The following is a 14442-nucleotide window of genomic DNA, read 5'->3' as shown; positions in this document are numbered from 1 at the left end:
AAAGATAAAATGAGTACGGGTGAATTTGATCTTATAAAGCTATATTTCTCAATACAAAAAGGCAATCAACACTTTGTTGATTTCAGTATTGGGGATGATTGTGCGATCACCCATATTCCTGAAGGCTATCAGCTTGCCATTACCACCGATACAATGGTCGAGGGCACGCATTTTTTATCTTCCATTTCTCCCCAAGATTTAGCGTATAAAGCTATCGCGACAAATCTAAGTGATTTAGCTGCTATGGGCGCGAAACCCGCTTGGATTTCTCTCGCACTCACATTACCTGAAATTGATGAAAACTGGATAAGCCAATTTAGTCAAAGCTTGTTTGATATATTAAATCAATATGATGTAACATTAATTGGTGGTGATACAACAAAGGGCCTACTTTCTGTAACCATTACGGCACAAGGTTTCGTATCAAAAGGAAAGGCTTTATTCCGACACAAAGCGAAAGTCGGTGATTTAATTTATGTATCGGGCACGTTAGGTGATAGCGCGGCGGGTTTAAATTGGATCTTACAAGGTAAAAGTGTGGTCGGTTTTGATACTGAATTTTTAGTCAAACGTCATCTTCACCCAACACCACGTGTTGAATTGGGTCAAACCTTAGTGGATGTAGCGCATTCATGCATTGATATTTCAGATGGTCTTGTCACTGATTTAGGACATATTTTAACAAGAAGCCAATGTTCTGCAGAGATTGAGTTATCTTCCTTGCCTTTATCTACATCACTCAAAAAAACATATAGCTTAGAAAAGGCAGAAGCGTTTGCATTAAGTGGCGGGGAAGATTATGAGCTTTGCTTTACGATTCCCGCAAATAAAAAATCTGAGATTGAGAAGTTATCCCAATCGTTGAATGTACCTTGCACTTGTATCGGAAAAATCGTTTCGCAAAATAACAATCCGATTACTTTTTTAAAAGATGGACGTGTAATCAATTATCAAGTGCCGTCTGGCTTCGATCATTTTAAGGATAAATAATGAATAGTTCACCTCTTGATAAAATTAGCTTAAAAAATCCAGTTCATTTACTTGCATTAGGTTTTGGTTCAGGATTAATTCGTCCTGCTCCGGGCACATGGGGAAGTTTAGCCGGAACGATTTTAGGTTCGGCATTATTAGCTTGTCTTGGACTAAAAATCTTTCTAATTTTGACCGCACTTTGCTTTGTGCTTGGCTGTTATCTATGCCAAAAAACCGCAGATGATATGGGCGTTCATGATCACGGTTCCATTGTTTGGGATGAATTTGTTGGGGTATTTATCGTGTTAGCCGCGATTCCAACTTTGTCGTTCCCTTGGATTGTGATTGCCTTTGTATTGTTTCGTTTCTTCGATATTTTAAAACCTTATCCTATCCGTTATTTTGACCAAAAACTGGAAAGTGGTTTTGGGATTATGGTGGATGATGTTTTAGCAGCAGGCTACGCTGTTATCGTAATTGCGATATTACGTATCGTAGGCTTGCCATGCTAAATTTGATGATTATTCATCTTGTTGGCTTGCTTTCGCCTGGCCCTGATTTTTTCTATGTCAGCCGAGTTTCAGCGATGAGTTCTCGTCGAGAAGCCATTGGTGGTGTGATTGGGATTACCATTGGTGTATTAATTTGGGCAACAGCAGCTGTTTTAGGGCTCGCCATTATTTTTGCCACTATGCCAATTATTCAAGGCATTGTGATGATGCTTGGTGGAGCCTATTTAGTTTATCTCGGCATTAAAATGGTAAAAGTGAAAACCAATGCGGTTTTTGATGAAAAGCAGAATGCAAATGTGTCAAATCAATCTACTTTAACGAGCATTATGAAAGGGTTATTAGTCAATTTATCTAATGCGAAAGTTGTGATTTATTTCAGCAGTGTGATGTCATTAGTTTTAGTTCACATTACTGAAACATCACAAATTTTGACCGCACTTGCTGTGATTACCGTAGAAACCTTTTTATATTTCTACATCATTTCGGTGCTTTTTTCGCGTTCTGTTGCAAAACAGTTTTATAGCCAATATAGTCGCTATATTGATAATGCAGCAGGGCTGATTTTTATTTTCTTCGGAATCTATTTAATTTATAGTGGCGTTCAACACGCTTTAATTTGATTAAAAAAGGACAAAACATGACATTAAAAATTGCGATCGCCGGTGCAGGCGGAAGAATGGGGCGTCAATTAATTCAAGCTGTACATAATGCAGAAGGGGCAGAATTAGGTGCTGCTTTTGAACGTAAAGGTTCCTCTTTAGTCGGCGCAGATGCTGGCGAGCTTGCGGGTATTGGTGCATTAGGTATCAAAGTATCAGATGATTTAAATGCAGAAAAAGATAACTTTGATTTGCTGATTGATTTCACGCGTCCGGAAGGCACGCTTGAGCATATCGTATTTTGTGTCGCTAATAATAAAAAGATGGTAATTGGTACCACAGGTTTTGATGATGCAGGCAAAGCCGCAATTCAAGCTGCATCGGAAAAAATTGCCATTGTATTTGCCTCAAACTTTAGCGTAGGGGTGAATTTGGTGTTTAAACTATTAGAAAAAGCCGCCAAAGTGATGGGCGATTATTGCGATATCGAAATCATTGAAGCACACCACCGCCACAAAGTGGATGCACCATCGGGTACGGCGCTTTCTATGGGCGAACACATTGCGAAAACCCTTGGTCGTGATTTGAAAACACATGGCGTATTTTGTCGTGAAGGTATTACAGGCGAACGCAAACGCGATGAAATTGGTTTCTCTACCATTCGTGCTTCAGATGTAGTAGGTGAGCATAGTGTCTGGTTTGCAGATATTGGTGAGCGTGTTGAAATTGCTCATAAAGCATCAAGCCGTATGACTTTTGCCAATGGCGCAGTGCGCGCAGGTAAATGGTTAGAAAAACAATCTCACGGATTGTTTGATATGACTGATGTATTGGATTTGAATAATTTATAACGATTGTCTTTGTTTTTTTAATACACTTACCATATAAAGGCACGCGCTTCTCAGCGGGTGCCTATTTTTTAAGTAACTAGCAGTAATACCAAATAGAGGATAAATAATGGCTTATCATGTTTCTTTAGTGAATACGGAAGATAATTCTCATAAATTAATCTTTAATAAAAATGATTTTAGAGATTTCCTCTTAAAAGAATTCAACATGCAGGAATCCTTAGATGAATATGGTCAGCTTGAATTCTATTATGATAAGGAAGATGAATCTTTTACTATTTTTTATACGGAAGGGATTGAGGGCGAATATTACATTAATACTACGGATGATGAACATATCGAGAAATTGATCGCCATTGCCAACAAACTAAATGATGGTACAAGAGTAAGAGGTGATGAAGGTGAAACATATCTCTCTTTAGAAGAGGTATATATTCACCCGGATGACATCCAAGTAACACATTTATCTTTGATGGATCGATTTAAACGATGGGTTCGGCGTAATACATGTCTCATTATATGGGCGTGTATTAGCATTAGCCTATTGATGTATAAAATCATTACGCGTGGATAAGCAAGATAGTTTTAAGTAGCTTATATAAAACACAATGAGATCAAGGTAGTTAGGGGAAAGTATCTTAATAAATATGCTTATCACAGTTCCAATTCAATATCCGTTTCCACCCGACAACAACACAGCAAAATCTCATCGGGTTGAATAAAGGCAAGGGGCTCTTCAGCGTAGGAAACCTTGCCTTTTTTGATCTTCACGCGGCAAGAACCACAATAACCTGAACGACATTGATATTCATGGTGAATCTGATGTTGTTCTAAAAAGTTAAGCAGGGAAGTTTGGTTATCAAAATCTAAGGTGATTTGGCGCTGAATAAGATGAATTTTCATGAAATAAAATAAAACAAAATTTTGCTCATTATAGAAGAAAGAGAAGTAAAACTCACGGCTCTTTTGTTGTAATATAGCGAGCTAATATTCATCATAAGGGAAGAACATGCAAACCTTTCTAAAATTAACGTGGATTTCAACCGCACTTTTATTAACGGCTTGTAGCACCATTTCAAAAGAGCCGGTTAAGCATATTGATATGTATGTAAAGCCTTATTACGATGCCAGAGATGGGCGACTTGAACAGATTAATGTGAATAAAGATATTGATGCGTTATTACTGAAAAACACACAAAAAGATTTTGAAAGTGCGGTCAATATTATTGAGAAAAAAGTGGATTTTGTTTCTCCTATGACAATGTTTGCACTTTCTGCTCGTGCTTATGATTTTGGCCTGCGGGATGAAGCGGTAAAATGGTTTTATCGTGGGCAAAACCGTTTAATCACCGCGTTATATGTGTTGGATTTAGATAAATTAACAGTATCGAATAACACAGCATTTGGGCAATTAGTGGGACAGCATGTTAATCCCTATGCGTTCTGTGATTTGAACAAGCAACACAAAGCAGCGCAAGATGCGATTGACTGGGTGAAAAATCACCCGTATCAGACTGTATTTTTACCTCAATTACCAAGCAAACATCCAGATAGAAAACAGGCATTAAAGGAAGCAGAGGCAAAACTTGATGCGCGTTTAGTTGAGCAAGACCGTTATTTTGCTAATCCTGAAAATAAAGCGAAATGGGAAAAAGAACGCCAAGATAACTTGGTGAATGAGCGATTTTGTTGGTGATTTTAAAAAAATTTAAAAATCTTAAGGTTGCTTAAGATTTCATTAAGATTTGTTGTGTTTAATAAGCATCAACAAGGCGGCAATGAGGATAATCCTTCGCTTTGAAACATGATTAATTTATGCTTAATTCTATTTAGGAGAACATGATGAAAAAATTAGCTTTAGCAACCCTTTTAGCTTTATCTACTTCAGCAGCATTTGCTGGTTTTAATGGCAATACTGCACAAGGTGGCTTCCAAGGTGGTAACCAAGGTCAACAACTTACTGTTAAACAAGCATTATCTGCGAAAGATAATTCTATGATTACCTTAGTCGGTAACATCACTCAACAAATTGATGGTGATGAATATGTTTTCACCGATGGTACAGACCAAATCAAATTAGAAATTAAAAACCGCGTTTGGAATGGCTTAAATGTGGGACCTCAGGATAAAATCCGCGTTTACGGTAAATTGGATAATGACGCTTTTGAAAAAGCTGAGCTTGAAGTAATTAGCGTTGAAAAAGCGCAATAATTCATATAATTTGAAGTGGTGGGCAAAAGCACGCCATTTTTTCGTTTTGAGAAAGAGAAAAGTGCGGTCAATATTATGCGAGTTTTATTAGTAGAAGATGATGCTCTCATCGGCAATGGTCTGCAAATTGGTTTAACGAAATCCGGCTTTATTGTAGATTGGTTTACTGATGGGCAAAGTGGATTAAATGCCTTAATCGGTGCGCCTTATGATGCAGTGGTATTGGATTTAACCCTGCCTAAACTAGATGGTTTGGATGTATTAAAACAATGGCGCTCAAATAATCAAGATGTGCCTGTGTTGATCTTAACTGCACGTGATACATTGGATGAACGGATTAAAGGCATTCAACAAGGTGCTGATGATTATCTTTGCAAGCCCTTTGCTTTGGCTGAAGTGGTGGTGCGATTACAAGCATTAATTCGTCGTCGTTATGGGCAAGTTAAACCACAGATTGAGCATGGCAATGTCAAACTCGATCCTGCTCAGCGTAAGGCTTGGTTGAATGAGGATGAAATTACATTAACCGGACGTGAATATAAATTACTCGAACTTTTTATGCTGAATAAAGAACGGGTGCTTTCTCGAGCAACCATTGAAGAAAAACTATCAAATTGGGATGAAGAATTAAGTAGCGGTGCATTGGACGTACATATTTATAATTTGCGTCAAAAACTGGGTAAACAATTTATTCGTACTGTACATGGCGTAGGCTATGCTTTAGGACAAGTTAATGAAAAATAAACGACTGAGTTTTCGTCTCTTAATCGGTTTAATTGTGACCGCACTTTGCGTGTGGTGCATTGCCACGGCTGTCGCATGGACGGTCGTCAAAAAAGAAGCTAAAGATGTGTTTAATGCACAACAAGTGCTTTTTGCTGAGCGTTTAGCGACGTCTGATTTGAAAAATGTCTTATTAGATGAAAATGCTAACTTTCCACGTGGTGGATTTAAACCACAGAAACGTCATTATGATAATGATGCTTTAGCCTTTGCTATATTTTCTAACAAAGGCGAAAGGCTATTAACCGATGGCGATAATGGCGACAAATTTATTTTTCAAAATAAGACGGGTTTTAGTAAAGAACATATTTTAGATGATGACGACGAATGGCTGATTTATTGGCAACCTGTCGGTAACGGTGAACTTGTCATTGCGGTGGGACAAGAATTGGAATACCGCGAAGAGTTGGTCAATAAAATGGTTTTCAGCCAAACAGGGATTTGGTTTGCTGGATTGCCAGTACTCTTATTGGTCGCGTTTATTGTGATTTATCGTGCATTAAAACCAATTAATCGATTGAGTCGAAACGTACAAGCTCGCCGCCCAGGTGATGTATCGTTATTAGACACCGATGATGTACCAACGGAGATTTTACCGTTAGTCCAAAACTTAAATCAATTTTTCACACGTACCAGTGAGCAGTTGGAACGGGAGCGCCGCTTTGTTTCTGATGCAGCGCATGAATTACGCAGCCCATTAGCAGCCTTGCGTATTCAAACGGAAGTCGCACAGTTGGCTGGCGATGATGCACAAACTCGTGAAATGGCTTTAGCGCATTTAACCCAAGGTATCGATCGAGCAACTCAATTAATCGAACAGCTTCTAACACTTTCCCGTTTAGATAATCTCAAGGAATTAGACAATCAAGCCCCAATTCATTGGTCAGAAATTATAACTTCACTTATCGGTGAGTTGTATTTCAGTGCACAGCAACGCCAAATCGAATTGCAGTTTGATCATCAGGGAGATCCTGCCGTTAAGCAAGGGCAGCCATTATTACTTGCTCAAATGTTGAGAAACTTGTTGGATAACGCCATTAAATATTGTCCTCAAGGCACTCTGGTTCGTGTGATTTTACAGCCACGTAAAATTCTTATTAAAGATAATGGCGGTGGTGTTGCGCCAGAAGAATTAGCAAAATTAGGGCAGCGTTTTTATCGTCCTGCAGGACAAAATGAAAAAGGAAGTGGTCTTGGATTGTCTATTGTGGCAAGAATAGCGGAATTGCATCACTATCGTTTCCGATTAGAAAACATTGAATCTAACGGGCAAATTCAAGGTTTACGAGCTATCATTGAGTTATAAAAAAGGGCGTTTAATACGCCCTTATTGTTAAAACATTCCACCAATTAATTCTAATCGACCTTTCTCAACTTTAATTTCTTTGGCGAATTTCTTAATCAGCATTTGTTTCATGTCACTTTCATCCAAGGTATAAACTGGCATCCGGCTTAATAAGGCTGCAACACCATCACTTAATAGCGGCATAACATCTTGGAGTTGCTCCATTGCACTATTAGGTTCGCCGGACCAGCGTAAAATTCGCAAGTTTTTCAAATAAAGCGCACCTTCCTGTGCGTTATATTCTGGAACGGCATCAAAGGTTAAATGCAATTTAGCTGGGTAGGTTTTACCAGATAAACGAATAAGCGTATCAACCAAACCGCTCATTTCAACACGATTGCTTTCAGTTTGCCCGATTTGAGTCACCAAATCTTTCAGTGCGTAATCGACAGAAAATAATCCAGGGATACCGAGCTTGTCATTAATCGTGCCTTTTTCACTTAAGTACTGGTTAATTTGTTGCTCGCTGATGCTAAAAGGGGAAGCTTGTACAGATAGCGTGAAGAAACCTAATGTCAGTACGGTAAGCACTTTTTTGAAAAAATGCATATTTTTCTCCTTGATTGAAAAAGAATAAAAATTTTGTAGAATGTATCGCTTATCTTTTCACGACACAATAAAAACTTTAATAAAAGAAAATATTCTTGCTATTAATTAAAACAGTCTAGTCCTATTAATTATTAGACAAATGTGTTAGCGTATGTGAAAAATTAAGTCGTTTTATTATCTTTTACTTCCGTTCAAACAGATTGCACGAACGGACCTATTGGCCGTTTATCGGTTATTTGAACATTTAACAAAGGAAAATCTATGAAAAAATTATTTTTAGTGGCTGTATTAAGTGCTTTAGTGAGTGCTTGTTCTGTTGGTGTAGGTGCTGGCGGCGGCAGTAATGGCGTAGGCGTTGGTGTAGGTCTAGGTACTGGCTTTGGATTCTAACTATTACTTTAGATAAAGCAAAGTGCGGTCAAAAAATCTTACGTTTTCAAGAAAATTAGTAGAAACTGCTTGATCTTTTGATTTAGATCACTATAATACTCCCCATATTTCGGACGCGGGGTGGAGCAGCTTGGTAGCTCGTCGGGCTCATAACCCGAAGGCCGTCGGTTCAAATCCGGCCCCCGCAACCAATAACAAGTTCAGTAATAAGAACCCCAAGTTTGGGGTTTTTTTGTACGAGAAATTTAGAAACTGGGCTTAGGTTCATTGACGAACCTAACCCTTTTTTTATGTCTGAATTTTAAGATTAGGAGCAAAAATTGGCAACATTAGAACAAAAATTGCAAGAGATGCTTCAAGGTGCAGTAGAAGACTTAGGCTGCGAACTTTGGGGGATTGAATGCCAACGTGCAGGTCGCTTTATGACCGTGCGTTTATTCATTGATAAAGACGGTGGCGTAGGCGTTGATGATTGTGCTGATGTAAGTCGTCAAGTGAGCGCGATTTTAGACGTGGAAGATCCAATTGCGGATAAATATAACCTAGAAGTGTCATCACCAGGTCTTGATCGTCCGTTATTTACGCTTGAACAATTCCAACGTTATGTGGGTGAGGATATCGCTGTGCATTTACGTATTCCTGTTTTAGATCGCCGTAAATGGCAAGGTAAATTGGAAAAAATTGAAAATGACATGTTGACACTTATTGTTGATGGTCAGGAACAAGTTCTTATTTTTGGCAACATTCAAAAAGCCAATGTAATCGCAAAATTTTAAAGGAGAAAAAGGAAAATGAGTAAAGAGATTTTGTTAGCTGCTGAAGCAGTATCTAACGAGAAGTTATTACCACGCGAAAAGATTTTTGAAGCGTTAGAGAGTGCGATTGCACTTTCAACAAAGAAAAAATATGACTATGAAACCGATATTCGCGTATCTATCAACCCTAAAACGGGTGAGTTTGATACATTCCGTCGTTGGTTGGTGGTTGATGAAGTTAAAGTGCCAACAAAAGAAATGACATTAGAAGCGGCACAATTTGAAGATCCGAATGTTCAACTTGGTGATTATGTTGAAGACCAAATTGAGTCTATCGCATTTGACCGTATTGCAATGCAAACTGCTCGCCAAGTAATCAGCACTAAAATCCGTGAAGCAGAACGTGCAAAAGTAGTTGAGCAATTCCGTTCTGAAGAAGGCAAGATTGTTACGGGTACGGTGAAAAAAGTAAATCGTGAAAGCATCATTTTAGATTTAGGCAATAAAGCTGAAGCCGTGATTATGCGTGAAGATATGCTTCCACGTGAAAACTTCCGTCCTGGCGACCGTGTTCGTGGTGTGCTTTATAAAGTGAATCCAGAAAGCAAAACGGCACAACTATTTGTGACTCGTGCGAAACCTGAAATGTTAATCGAGTTATTCCGTATTGAAGTACCAGAAATCGGCGAAGAAATGCTTGAAATTCGTGGTGCGGCACGTGATCCAGGTTCTCGTGCGAAAATTGCAGTGAAATCAAATGACAAGCGTATTGATCCAGTGGGTGCATGTGTGGGTATGCGTGGTGCACGCGTTCAAGCAATTACCAATGAGTTAGGTGGCGAACGTGTGGATATCGTACTTTGGGATGATAATCCAGCACAATATGTAATTAATGCGATGGCGCCAGCTGATGTGACTTCAATCATTGTGGATGAAGATAATCACTCAATGGATATTGCGGTTAATGCTGACAACTTAGCACAAGCAATTGGTCGTAACGGTCAAAACGTACGTTTAGCGACACAATTAACCGGTTGGACATTAAACGTCATGACTACCGAACAATTAAATGAAAAACATCAAGCTGAAGATACCAAAGTATTAAATTTATTCATGGATAAATTAGGCCTTGATGAAGAGTTTGCTCAAATCTTAGTGGATGAAGGTTTTACTTCATTAGAAGAAGTGGCTTATGTTCCAGTGAGCGAACTGACTGCAATTGATGGTTTAGAAGATGAAGATCTTATCGAAGAGTTACAAGGTCGTGCAAAAGATGCGATTACTGCAGCCGCAGCGGCAGAAGAAGAAGCCTTGAAAAAAGCGAATATCGAAGATCGTTTATTAAACCTTGAAGGCATGAATCGTCATATTGCCTTTAAATTAGCTGAAAAACAAATTACTACACTTGAAGAACTTGCAGAGCAAGGTGTAGATGATTTAGCTGATATTGAAGAATTAACCGCAGAGCAAGCCGCTGACTTTATTATGGCTGCTCGTAATATTTGCTGGTTTAGCGAAGAGTAAGGAGTTTAATAATGACTGAAGATGTAAAAAATGCGGATGCAAATGCACCGAAAAAACTAAGTATTCAACGCAGAACAAAAACAACCGTAAGCAGTACAACAGCTGGCGGTAAAGCAAAAGCGGTACAAGTTGAAGTACGCAAAAAACGTACCGTACCAACAGATGCCGCTAAAAAAGCGGAAGAAGCAGCAAAATTAAAAGCACAGCAAGAAGCTGAAGCAGCTGCAAAGAAAGCAGCTGAAGAAAAAGCACGTTTAGCCGCTGAAAAAGCGAAAGCCGAAAAAGCTAAGGTTGAAGCAGAAAAAGCTGTGAAACCAGTACAAAGTGCGGTTGAAAATAAACCTAAATCTGTTGATCCAGAAAAAGAAAAACGTAAAGCGGAAGAAGCTGAACTACGTCGCAAAGCGGAAGAACTTGCTCGTCAAAAAGCAGAAGAGCAAGCGCGCAAAGCGGCTGAAGACGCTAAACGTTATGCTGAGTCAGACTCTTCAAGTAATGATAGTTCATCAGAAGATTACACAGATTATAATTTAAGCTCTCGTTATGCTTTAGAAGCTGAAGATGAAGAAGAACGTCGTAACGAAAATCGCGGCCGTGGTAAAAATAAAGTCGCTAAAGCGAAAAAAGAACGCGATGACGTGAAAGGCGGCAATAAAAATGAGCGCGAATCTAACCGTAAAAATCAAAAAGACGGTAAATTCGGTAAAGGTAAAAATGGTAAGAAAGGTGCAGCATTACAACAAGCCTTCACAAAACCTGTTCAGGTTGTGAAACAGGATGTTGTTATTGGTGAAACGATTACTGTTGCAGAATTAGCAAATAAAATGGCAACCAAAGCGACTGAAATCATCAAAGCGATGATGAAGATGGGCGAAATGGTGACCATTAACCAAGTGCTTGACCAAGAAACAGCGCAATTAGTGGCTGAAGAATTAGGTCACAAAGTGATTCTTCGCAATGAAAATGAACTTGAAGAAGAAGTATTAGGCGATCGCGATGTTAATGCTGAAAAAGTAACTCGTGCACCGGTTGTGACCATTATGGGTCACGTTGACCATGGTAAAACTTCATTGCTTGATTACATTCGTAAAGCGAAAGTTGCTGCCGGTGAGGCGGGTGGTATTACTCAGCACATTGGTGCGTACCACGTAGAAATGGATGACGGCAAAATGATCACCTTCTTAGATACGCCGGGACACGCCGCATTTACCTCAATGCGTGCACGTGGTGCGAAAGCAACGGATATCGTAGTTCTTGTTGTTGCTGCAGATGATGGTGTGATGCCTCAAACCATTGAAGCGATTCAACACGCGAAAGCAGCAGGTGCGCCTTTAGTGGTTGCGGTGAACAAAATTGATAAACCAGAAGCAAATTCAGACCGAGTAGAACAAGAATTACTTCAACACGAAGTTATTTCAGAGAAATTCGGTGGTGATGTGCAATTCGTTCCAGTTTCTGCTAAGAAAGGTACCGGTGTTGATGACTTATTAGATGCCATCTTGCTTCAATCAGAAGTACTTGAATTAACGGCTGTAAAAGACGGCATGGCAAGCGGTGTAGTGATTGAATCTTACCTTGATAAAGGTCGTGGTCCGGTAGCGACAATTCTTGTTCAATCTGGTACTTTACGTAAAGGTGATATTGTACTTTGCGGTTTTGAATACGGTCGTGTTCGTGCAATGCGTGATGAAAACGGTAAAGAAATCGATGAAGCAGGCCCATCTATCCCTGTTGAGGTGTTAGGTCTTTCTGGTGTACCAGCTGCGGGTGATGAAGCAACTGTAGTACGTGATGAGAAAAAAGCACGTGAAGTGGCGTTACACCGTCAAGGTAAGTTCCGTGAAGTGAAACTTGCTCGTCAGCAAAAAGCGAAACTTGAAAATATGTTTAGTAATATGACTGAAGGTGATGTTGCTGAACTGAATATCATCGTGAAAGCAGACGTACAGGGTTCTGTGGAAGCGATTATTCAATCGTTACAAGATCTTTCTACTGATGAAGTGAAAGTGAAAGTTGTTGGTTCTGGTGTCGGTGGTATTTCTGAAACTGATGCAACCCTAGCGGCAGCCTCTAATGCGATTATTGTTGGCTTTAACGTACGTGCGGACGCTTCTGCTCGCCGTATTATCGAAGCAGAAAATATTGACCTTCGTTATTACTCTATCATTTATGAACTCTTAAATGATGTGAAAGCAGCGATGAGCGGTATGTTACAACCTGAATTCAAACAAGAAATCATTGGCTTGGCTGAAGTGCGTGATGTGTTCAAACATCCGAAATTTGGTGCAATCGCAGGTTGTATGGTGACCGAAGGTGTAGTAAAACGTAACAACCCAATCCGCGTATTACGTGATAACGTGGTGATCTTTGAAGGTGAATTGGAATCTCTCCGTCGCTTTAAAGATGATGTCTCTGAAGTCCGTAATGGTATGGAATGTGGTATCGGCGTTAAAAACTACAATGACGTAAAAGTCGGCGACCAAATCGAGGTGTTTGAAGTCGTTGAAATTAAACGTTCAATCTAATCGATAAAAAGAGCGGTCAAAATTCAACGTATTTTTGACCGCTTTTTAATAAGAGAAATATTATGGCAAGAGAATTTAAACGCAGCGATCGTGTTGCACAAGAATTACAAAAAGAAATCGCCATCATTTTACAACGTGAAGTGAAAGATCTCCGTATTGGCATGGTAACCGTGTCTGATGTGGAAGTATCAAGCGATTTAGCTTATGCAAAAGTGTTTGTGACATTTTTGTTTGATCATGATGAAGTGGCGATTGCACAAGGCATGAAAGGGTTAGAAAAAGCGGCACCTTATATTCGTTCATTAGTAGGTAAAGCAATGCGCTTGCGCATTGTGCCGGAAATTCGTTTCTTCTACGATCAATCCTTAGTTGAAGGGATGCGTATGTCTAATTTAGTGACAAACGTGGTACGTGAAGACGAGAAAAAACACGTTGAGGAAAATGACTAATGTCGAGACCTCGTAAGCGTGGACGTGATATTGATGGCGTATTTTTATTAGATAAGCCACAAGGTATGTCATCTAATGACATTATGCAAAAGGTGAAACGCTTATTCCAAGCGAATAAAGCAGGGCATACCGGTGCGCTCGATCCATTAGCAACAGGTATGCTACCTATTTGCTTAGGCGAAGCGACAAAGTTTTCCCAGTTTTTATTAGATGCAGATAAACGCTATGTGGTCACAGCAAAATTAGGTGAACGTACGGATACCTCAGATGCAGAAGGACAAGTGGTCGAGACGCGACCTGTCAATGTAGAAACATCACAAATTTTGACCGCACTTGAACAATTCCGTGGTGATATTTTACAAGTGCCAACCATGTTTTCTGCATTGAAGCACAATGGAAAACCGTTATATGAGTATGCTCGCGTAGGCATTACAGTAGAACGTGAAGCACGTCCTATCACGATTTTTGAGCTAAACTTTATCGAGTATCAAGCACCTTTTCTAACCTTAGAAGTGCATTGTTCTAAAGGAACTTATATCCGTACATTAGTGGATGATTTAGGTGAGGTATTAGGTTGTGGCGCTCATGTGACAGTGTTACGTCGAACTGCAGTTGCGGATTATCCAACAGAAAAGATGATGAAATGGGATGCTTTGCAAGCGCTTGCAGAGCAAGGCGATCTTGCACAACTTGATCGACATCTTTTACCGACAGATACAGCAGTCAGTAAATTACCCGCATTACAGTTAACTGCTGAGCAAAGTAAAGGTATTGGCTTTGGACAACGAGTCAAATTTGCTAATGAAGCCAAATTACATGGTCAAGTGCGGTTGTTTTCTGACGAGAATATCTTTTTAGGCGTAGCTCTTGTAGATGATAATAATGTAATTCGTCCACAACGTTTGATTACACAATCTCTCTAATCATTTGCCTTTCTGTTTTAATTCCAGTAATCTCACCTGTAACCTTTTAATTGCAAT

The 14442-nt window shown here is 39.5% G+C and carries 17 protein-coding genes, 1 tRNA gene and 1 pseudogene; 17 read left to right on the top strand and 2 right to left on the bottom strand.

Features of this window, described 5'->3' with window-relative positions:
- Positions 1-9 precede the first annotated feature (9 nt).
- The 5 genes from thiL to DPV81_RS00775 all read left to right on the top strand — a co-directional run bounded on the left by thiL (position 10) and on the right by DPV81_RS00775 (position 3505).
- Positions 10-990 carry a thiamine-phosphate kinase gene (gene thiL, locus DPV81_RS00795; RefSeq protein WP_111386181.1) on the top strand — a complete coding sequence of 327 codons (981 nt, stop codon included), beginning with the start codon at positions 10-12 and terminating at the stop codon, positions 988-990.
- Complete coding sequence (locus tag DPV81_RS00790) at positions 990-1484, top strand: phosphatidylglycerophosphatase A family protein (protein WP_165818944.1); 495 nt, start codon at positions 990-992, stop codon at positions 1482-1484. The genes thiL and DPV81_RS00790 overlap by 1 nt, the downstream gene beginning before the upstream one ends.
- Entirely contained in the window at positions 1478-2104 is a 627-nt protein-coding gene (locus DPV81_RS00785; protein WP_111386178.1) for a LysE family transporter, read from the top strand. Before DPV81_RS00790 ends, DPV81_RS00785 begins: the two co-directional genes overlap by 7 nt.
- A gap of 17 nt (positions 2105-2121) precedes the next feature.
- Positions 2122-2934, top strand: a complete 813-nt coding sequence (gene dapB / locus DPV81_RS00780) for a 4-hydroxy-tetrahydrodipicolinate reductase (RefSeq protein WP_111386176.1) — start codon at positions 2122-2124, stop codon at positions 2932-2934.
- A 106-nt stretch (positions 2935-3040) separates the two neighbouring features.
- Positions 3041-3505 carry a hypothetical protein gene (locus tag DPV81_RS00775; RefSeq protein ID WP_111386174.1) on the top strand — a complete coding sequence of 155 codons (465 nt, stop codon included), beginning with the start codon at positions 3041-3043 and terminating at the stop codon, positions 3503-3505.
- A gap of 80 nt (positions 3506-3585) precedes the next feature.
- On the opposite strand, the gene yfaE is transcribed toward DPV81_RS00775, so the two are convergent.
- A complete protein-coding gene (gene yfaE / locus DPV81_RS00770) occupies positions 3586-3834 on the bottom strand; it encodes a class I ribonucleotide reductase maintenance protein YfaE (RefSeq protein ID WP_014065311.1) in 249 nt (82 codons plus the stop codon).
- Positions 3835-3940: 106 nt separating this feature from the next.
- Here yfaE and DPV81_RS00765 point away from each other — a divergent pair, with 106 nt between their 5' ends.
- The 4 genes from DPV81_RS00765 to qseC all read left to right on the top strand — a co-directional run bounded on the left by DPV81_RS00765 (position 3941) and on the right by qseC (position 7231).
- Positions 3941-4627: a hypothetical protein gene (locus tag DPV81_RS00765; RefSeq protein WP_111386172.1), complete on the top strand. Its 687-nt coding sequence runs from the start codon at positions 3941-3943 to the stop codon at positions 4625-4627.
- Positions 4628-4773: 146 nt separating this feature from the next.
- Positions 4774-5142 carry a YgiW/YdeI family stress tolerance OB fold protein gene (locus DPV81_RS00760; RefSeq protein ID WP_165818952.1) on the top strand — a complete coding sequence of 123 codons (369 nt, stop codon included), beginning with the start codon at positions 4774-4776 and terminating at the stop codon, positions 5140-5142.
- 75 nt (positions 5143-5217) lie between these two features.
- Positions 5218-5886 (top strand): response regulator, encoded by a 669-nt coding sequence (locus DPV81_RS00755; RefSeq protein WP_054419433.1) that lies wholly within the window; start codon positions 5218-5220, stop codon positions 5884-5886.
- Positions 5876-7231, top strand: a complete 1356-nt coding sequence (qseC, locus tag DPV81_RS00750; protein WP_111386168.1) for a quorum sensing histidine kinase QseC — start codon at positions 5876-5878, stop codon at positions 7229-7231. Before DPV81_RS00755 ends, qseC begins: the two co-directional genes overlap by 11 nt.
- 27 nt (positions 7232-7258) lie before the next feature.
- Here qseC and DPV81_RS00745 read toward each other — a convergent pair whose 3' ends face one another.
- Positions 7259-7819 carry a YceB family lipoprotein gene (locus DPV81_RS00745; protein WP_111386166.1) on the bottom strand — a complete coding sequence of 187 codons (561 nt, stop codon included), beginning with the start codon at positions 7817-7819 and terminating at the stop codon, positions 7259-7261.
- A 172-nt stretch (positions 7820-7991) separates the two neighbouring features.
- On the opposite strand from DPV81_RS00745, the pseudogene DPV81_RS09535 reads away from it, so the two are divergent.
- The 8 genes and pseudogenes from DPV81_RS09535 to truB form a co-directional block, all read left to right on the top strand.
- Positions 7992-8084 (top strand): annotated as a pseudogene (locus tag DPV81_RS09535) (protein kinase family protein); the annotation flags it as partial.
- Positions 8081-8209 (top strand): hypothetical protein, encoded by a 129-nt coding sequence (locus tag DPV81_RS09505; protein WP_005696016.1) that lies wholly within the window; start codon positions 8081-8083, stop codon positions 8207-8209. The pseudogene DPV81_RS09535 and the gene DPV81_RS09505, both read left to right, overlap by 4 nt.
- Positions 8210-8323: 114 nt before the next feature.
- Positions 8324-8400, top strand: a tRNA-Met gene (locus DPV81_RS00735).
- Positions 8401-8529: 129 nt separating this feature from the next.
- Complete coding sequence (gene rimP / locus DPV81_RS00730) at positions 8530-8985, top strand: ribosome maturation factor RimP (RefSeq protein WP_049364144.1); 456 nt, start codon at positions 8530-8532, stop codon at positions 8983-8985.
- A gap of 15 nt (positions 8986-9000) precedes the next feature.
- Positions 9001-10488 (top strand): transcription termination factor NusA, encoded by a 1488-nt coding sequence (gene nusA, locus DPV81_RS00725; RefSeq protein ID WP_049373488.1) that lies wholly within the window; start codon positions 9001-9003, stop codon positions 10486-10488.
- An 11-nt stretch (positions 10489-10499) separates the two neighbouring features.
- Entirely contained in the window at positions 10500-13013 is a 2514-nt protein-coding gene (gene infB / locus DPV81_RS00720; RefSeq protein ID WP_111386164.1) for a translation initiation factor IF-2, read from the top strand.
- 62 nt (positions 13014-13075) lie between these two features.
- A complete protein-coding gene (gene rbfA / locus DPV81_RS00715; protein WP_111386162.1) occupies positions 13076-13462 on the top strand; it encodes a 30S ribosome-binding factor RbfA in 387 nt (128 codons plus the stop codon).
- Complete coding sequence (gene truB, locus DPV81_RS00710; protein ID WP_111386160.1) at positions 13462-14385, top strand: tRNA pseudouridine(55) synthase TruB; 924 nt, start codon at positions 13462-13464, stop codon at positions 14383-14385. The genes rbfA and truB overlap by 1 nt, the downstream gene beginning before the upstream one ends.
- Positions 14386-14442 lie beyond the last annotated feature (57 nt).

It is taken from the genome of Haemophilus parainfluenzae, from assembly GCF_003252795.1.
GTDB lineage: Bacteria > Pseudomonadota > Gammaproteobacteria > Enterobacterales > Pasteurellaceae > Haemophilus_D > Haemophilus_D parainfluenzae_K.
Note: the sequence above shows the minus strand (reverse complement) of the source record. Positions and strands in the feature narration are given on the sequence as shown.

What these genes read in the sequence shown, in the direction of transcription:
- DPV81_RS00775 (WP_111386174.1), top strand. Translation starts at nt 3,041, where the DNA reads ATGGCTTATCATGTTTCTTTAGTGAATACGGAAGATAATTCTCATAAA.
- DPV81_RS00765 (WP_111386172.1), top strand. Translation starts at nt 3,941, where the DNA reads ATGCAAACCTTTCTAAAATTAACGTGGATTTCAACCGCACTTTTATTA.
- DPV81_RS00745 (WP_111386166.1), bottom strand. Translation starts at nt 7,819, where the DNA reads ATGCATTTTTTCAAAAAAGTGCTTACCGTACTGACATTAGGTTTCTTC.
- infB (WP_111386164.1), top strand. Translation starts at nt 10,500, where the DNA reads ATGACTGAAGATGTAAAAAATGCGGATGCAAATGCACCGAAAAAACTA.
- truB (WP_111386160.1), top strand. Translation starts at nt 13,462, where the DNA reads ATGTCGAGACCTCGTAAGCGTGGACGTGATATTGATGGCGTATTTTTA.
- DPV81_RS00790 (WP_165818944.1), top strand. Translation starts at nt 990, where the DNA reads ATGAATAGTTCACCTCTTGATAAAATTAGCTTAAAAAATCCAGTTCAT.
- nusA (WP_049373488.1), top strand. Translation starts at nt 9,001, where the DNA reads ATGAGTAAAGAGATTTTGTTAGCTGCTGAAGCAGTATCTAACGAGAAG.
- yfaE (WP_014065311.1), bottom strand. Translation starts at nt 3,834, where the DNA reads ATGAAAATTCATCTTATTCAGCGCCAAATCACCTTAGATTTTGATAAC.
- thiL (WP_111386181.1), top strand. Translation starts at nt 10, where the DNA reads ATGAGTACGGGTGAATTTGATCTTATAAAGCTATATTTCTCAATACAA.
- qseC (WP_111386168.1), top strand. Translation starts at nt 5,876, where the DNA reads ATGAAAAATAAACGACTGAGTTTTCGTCTCTTAATCGGTTTAATTGTG.
- DPV81_RS09505 (WP_005696016.1), top strand. Translation starts at nt 8,081, where the DNA reads ATGAAAAAATTATTTTTAGTGGCTGTATTAAGTGCTTTAGTGAGTGCT.
- rbfA (WP_111386162.1), top strand. Translation starts at nt 13,076, where the DNA reads ATGGCAAGAGAATTTAAACGCAGCGATCGTGTTGCACAAGAATTACAA.
- dapB (WP_111386176.1), top strand. Translation starts at nt 2,122, where the DNA reads ATGACATTAAAAATTGCGATCGCCGGTGCAGGCGGAAGAATGGGGCGT.
- DPV81_RS00755 (WP_054419433.1), top strand. Translation starts at nt 5,218, where the DNA reads ATGCGAGTTTTATTAGTAGAAGATGATGCTCTCATCGGCAATGGTCTG.
- DPV81_RS00760 (WP_165818952.1), top strand. Translation starts at nt 4,774, where the DNA reads ATGAAAAAATTAGCTTTAGCAACCCTTTTAGCTTTATCTACTTCAGCA.
- DPV81_RS00785 (WP_111386178.1), top strand. Translation starts at nt 1,478, where the DNA reads ATGCTAAATTTGATGATTATTCATCTTGTTGGCTTGCTTTCGCCTGGC.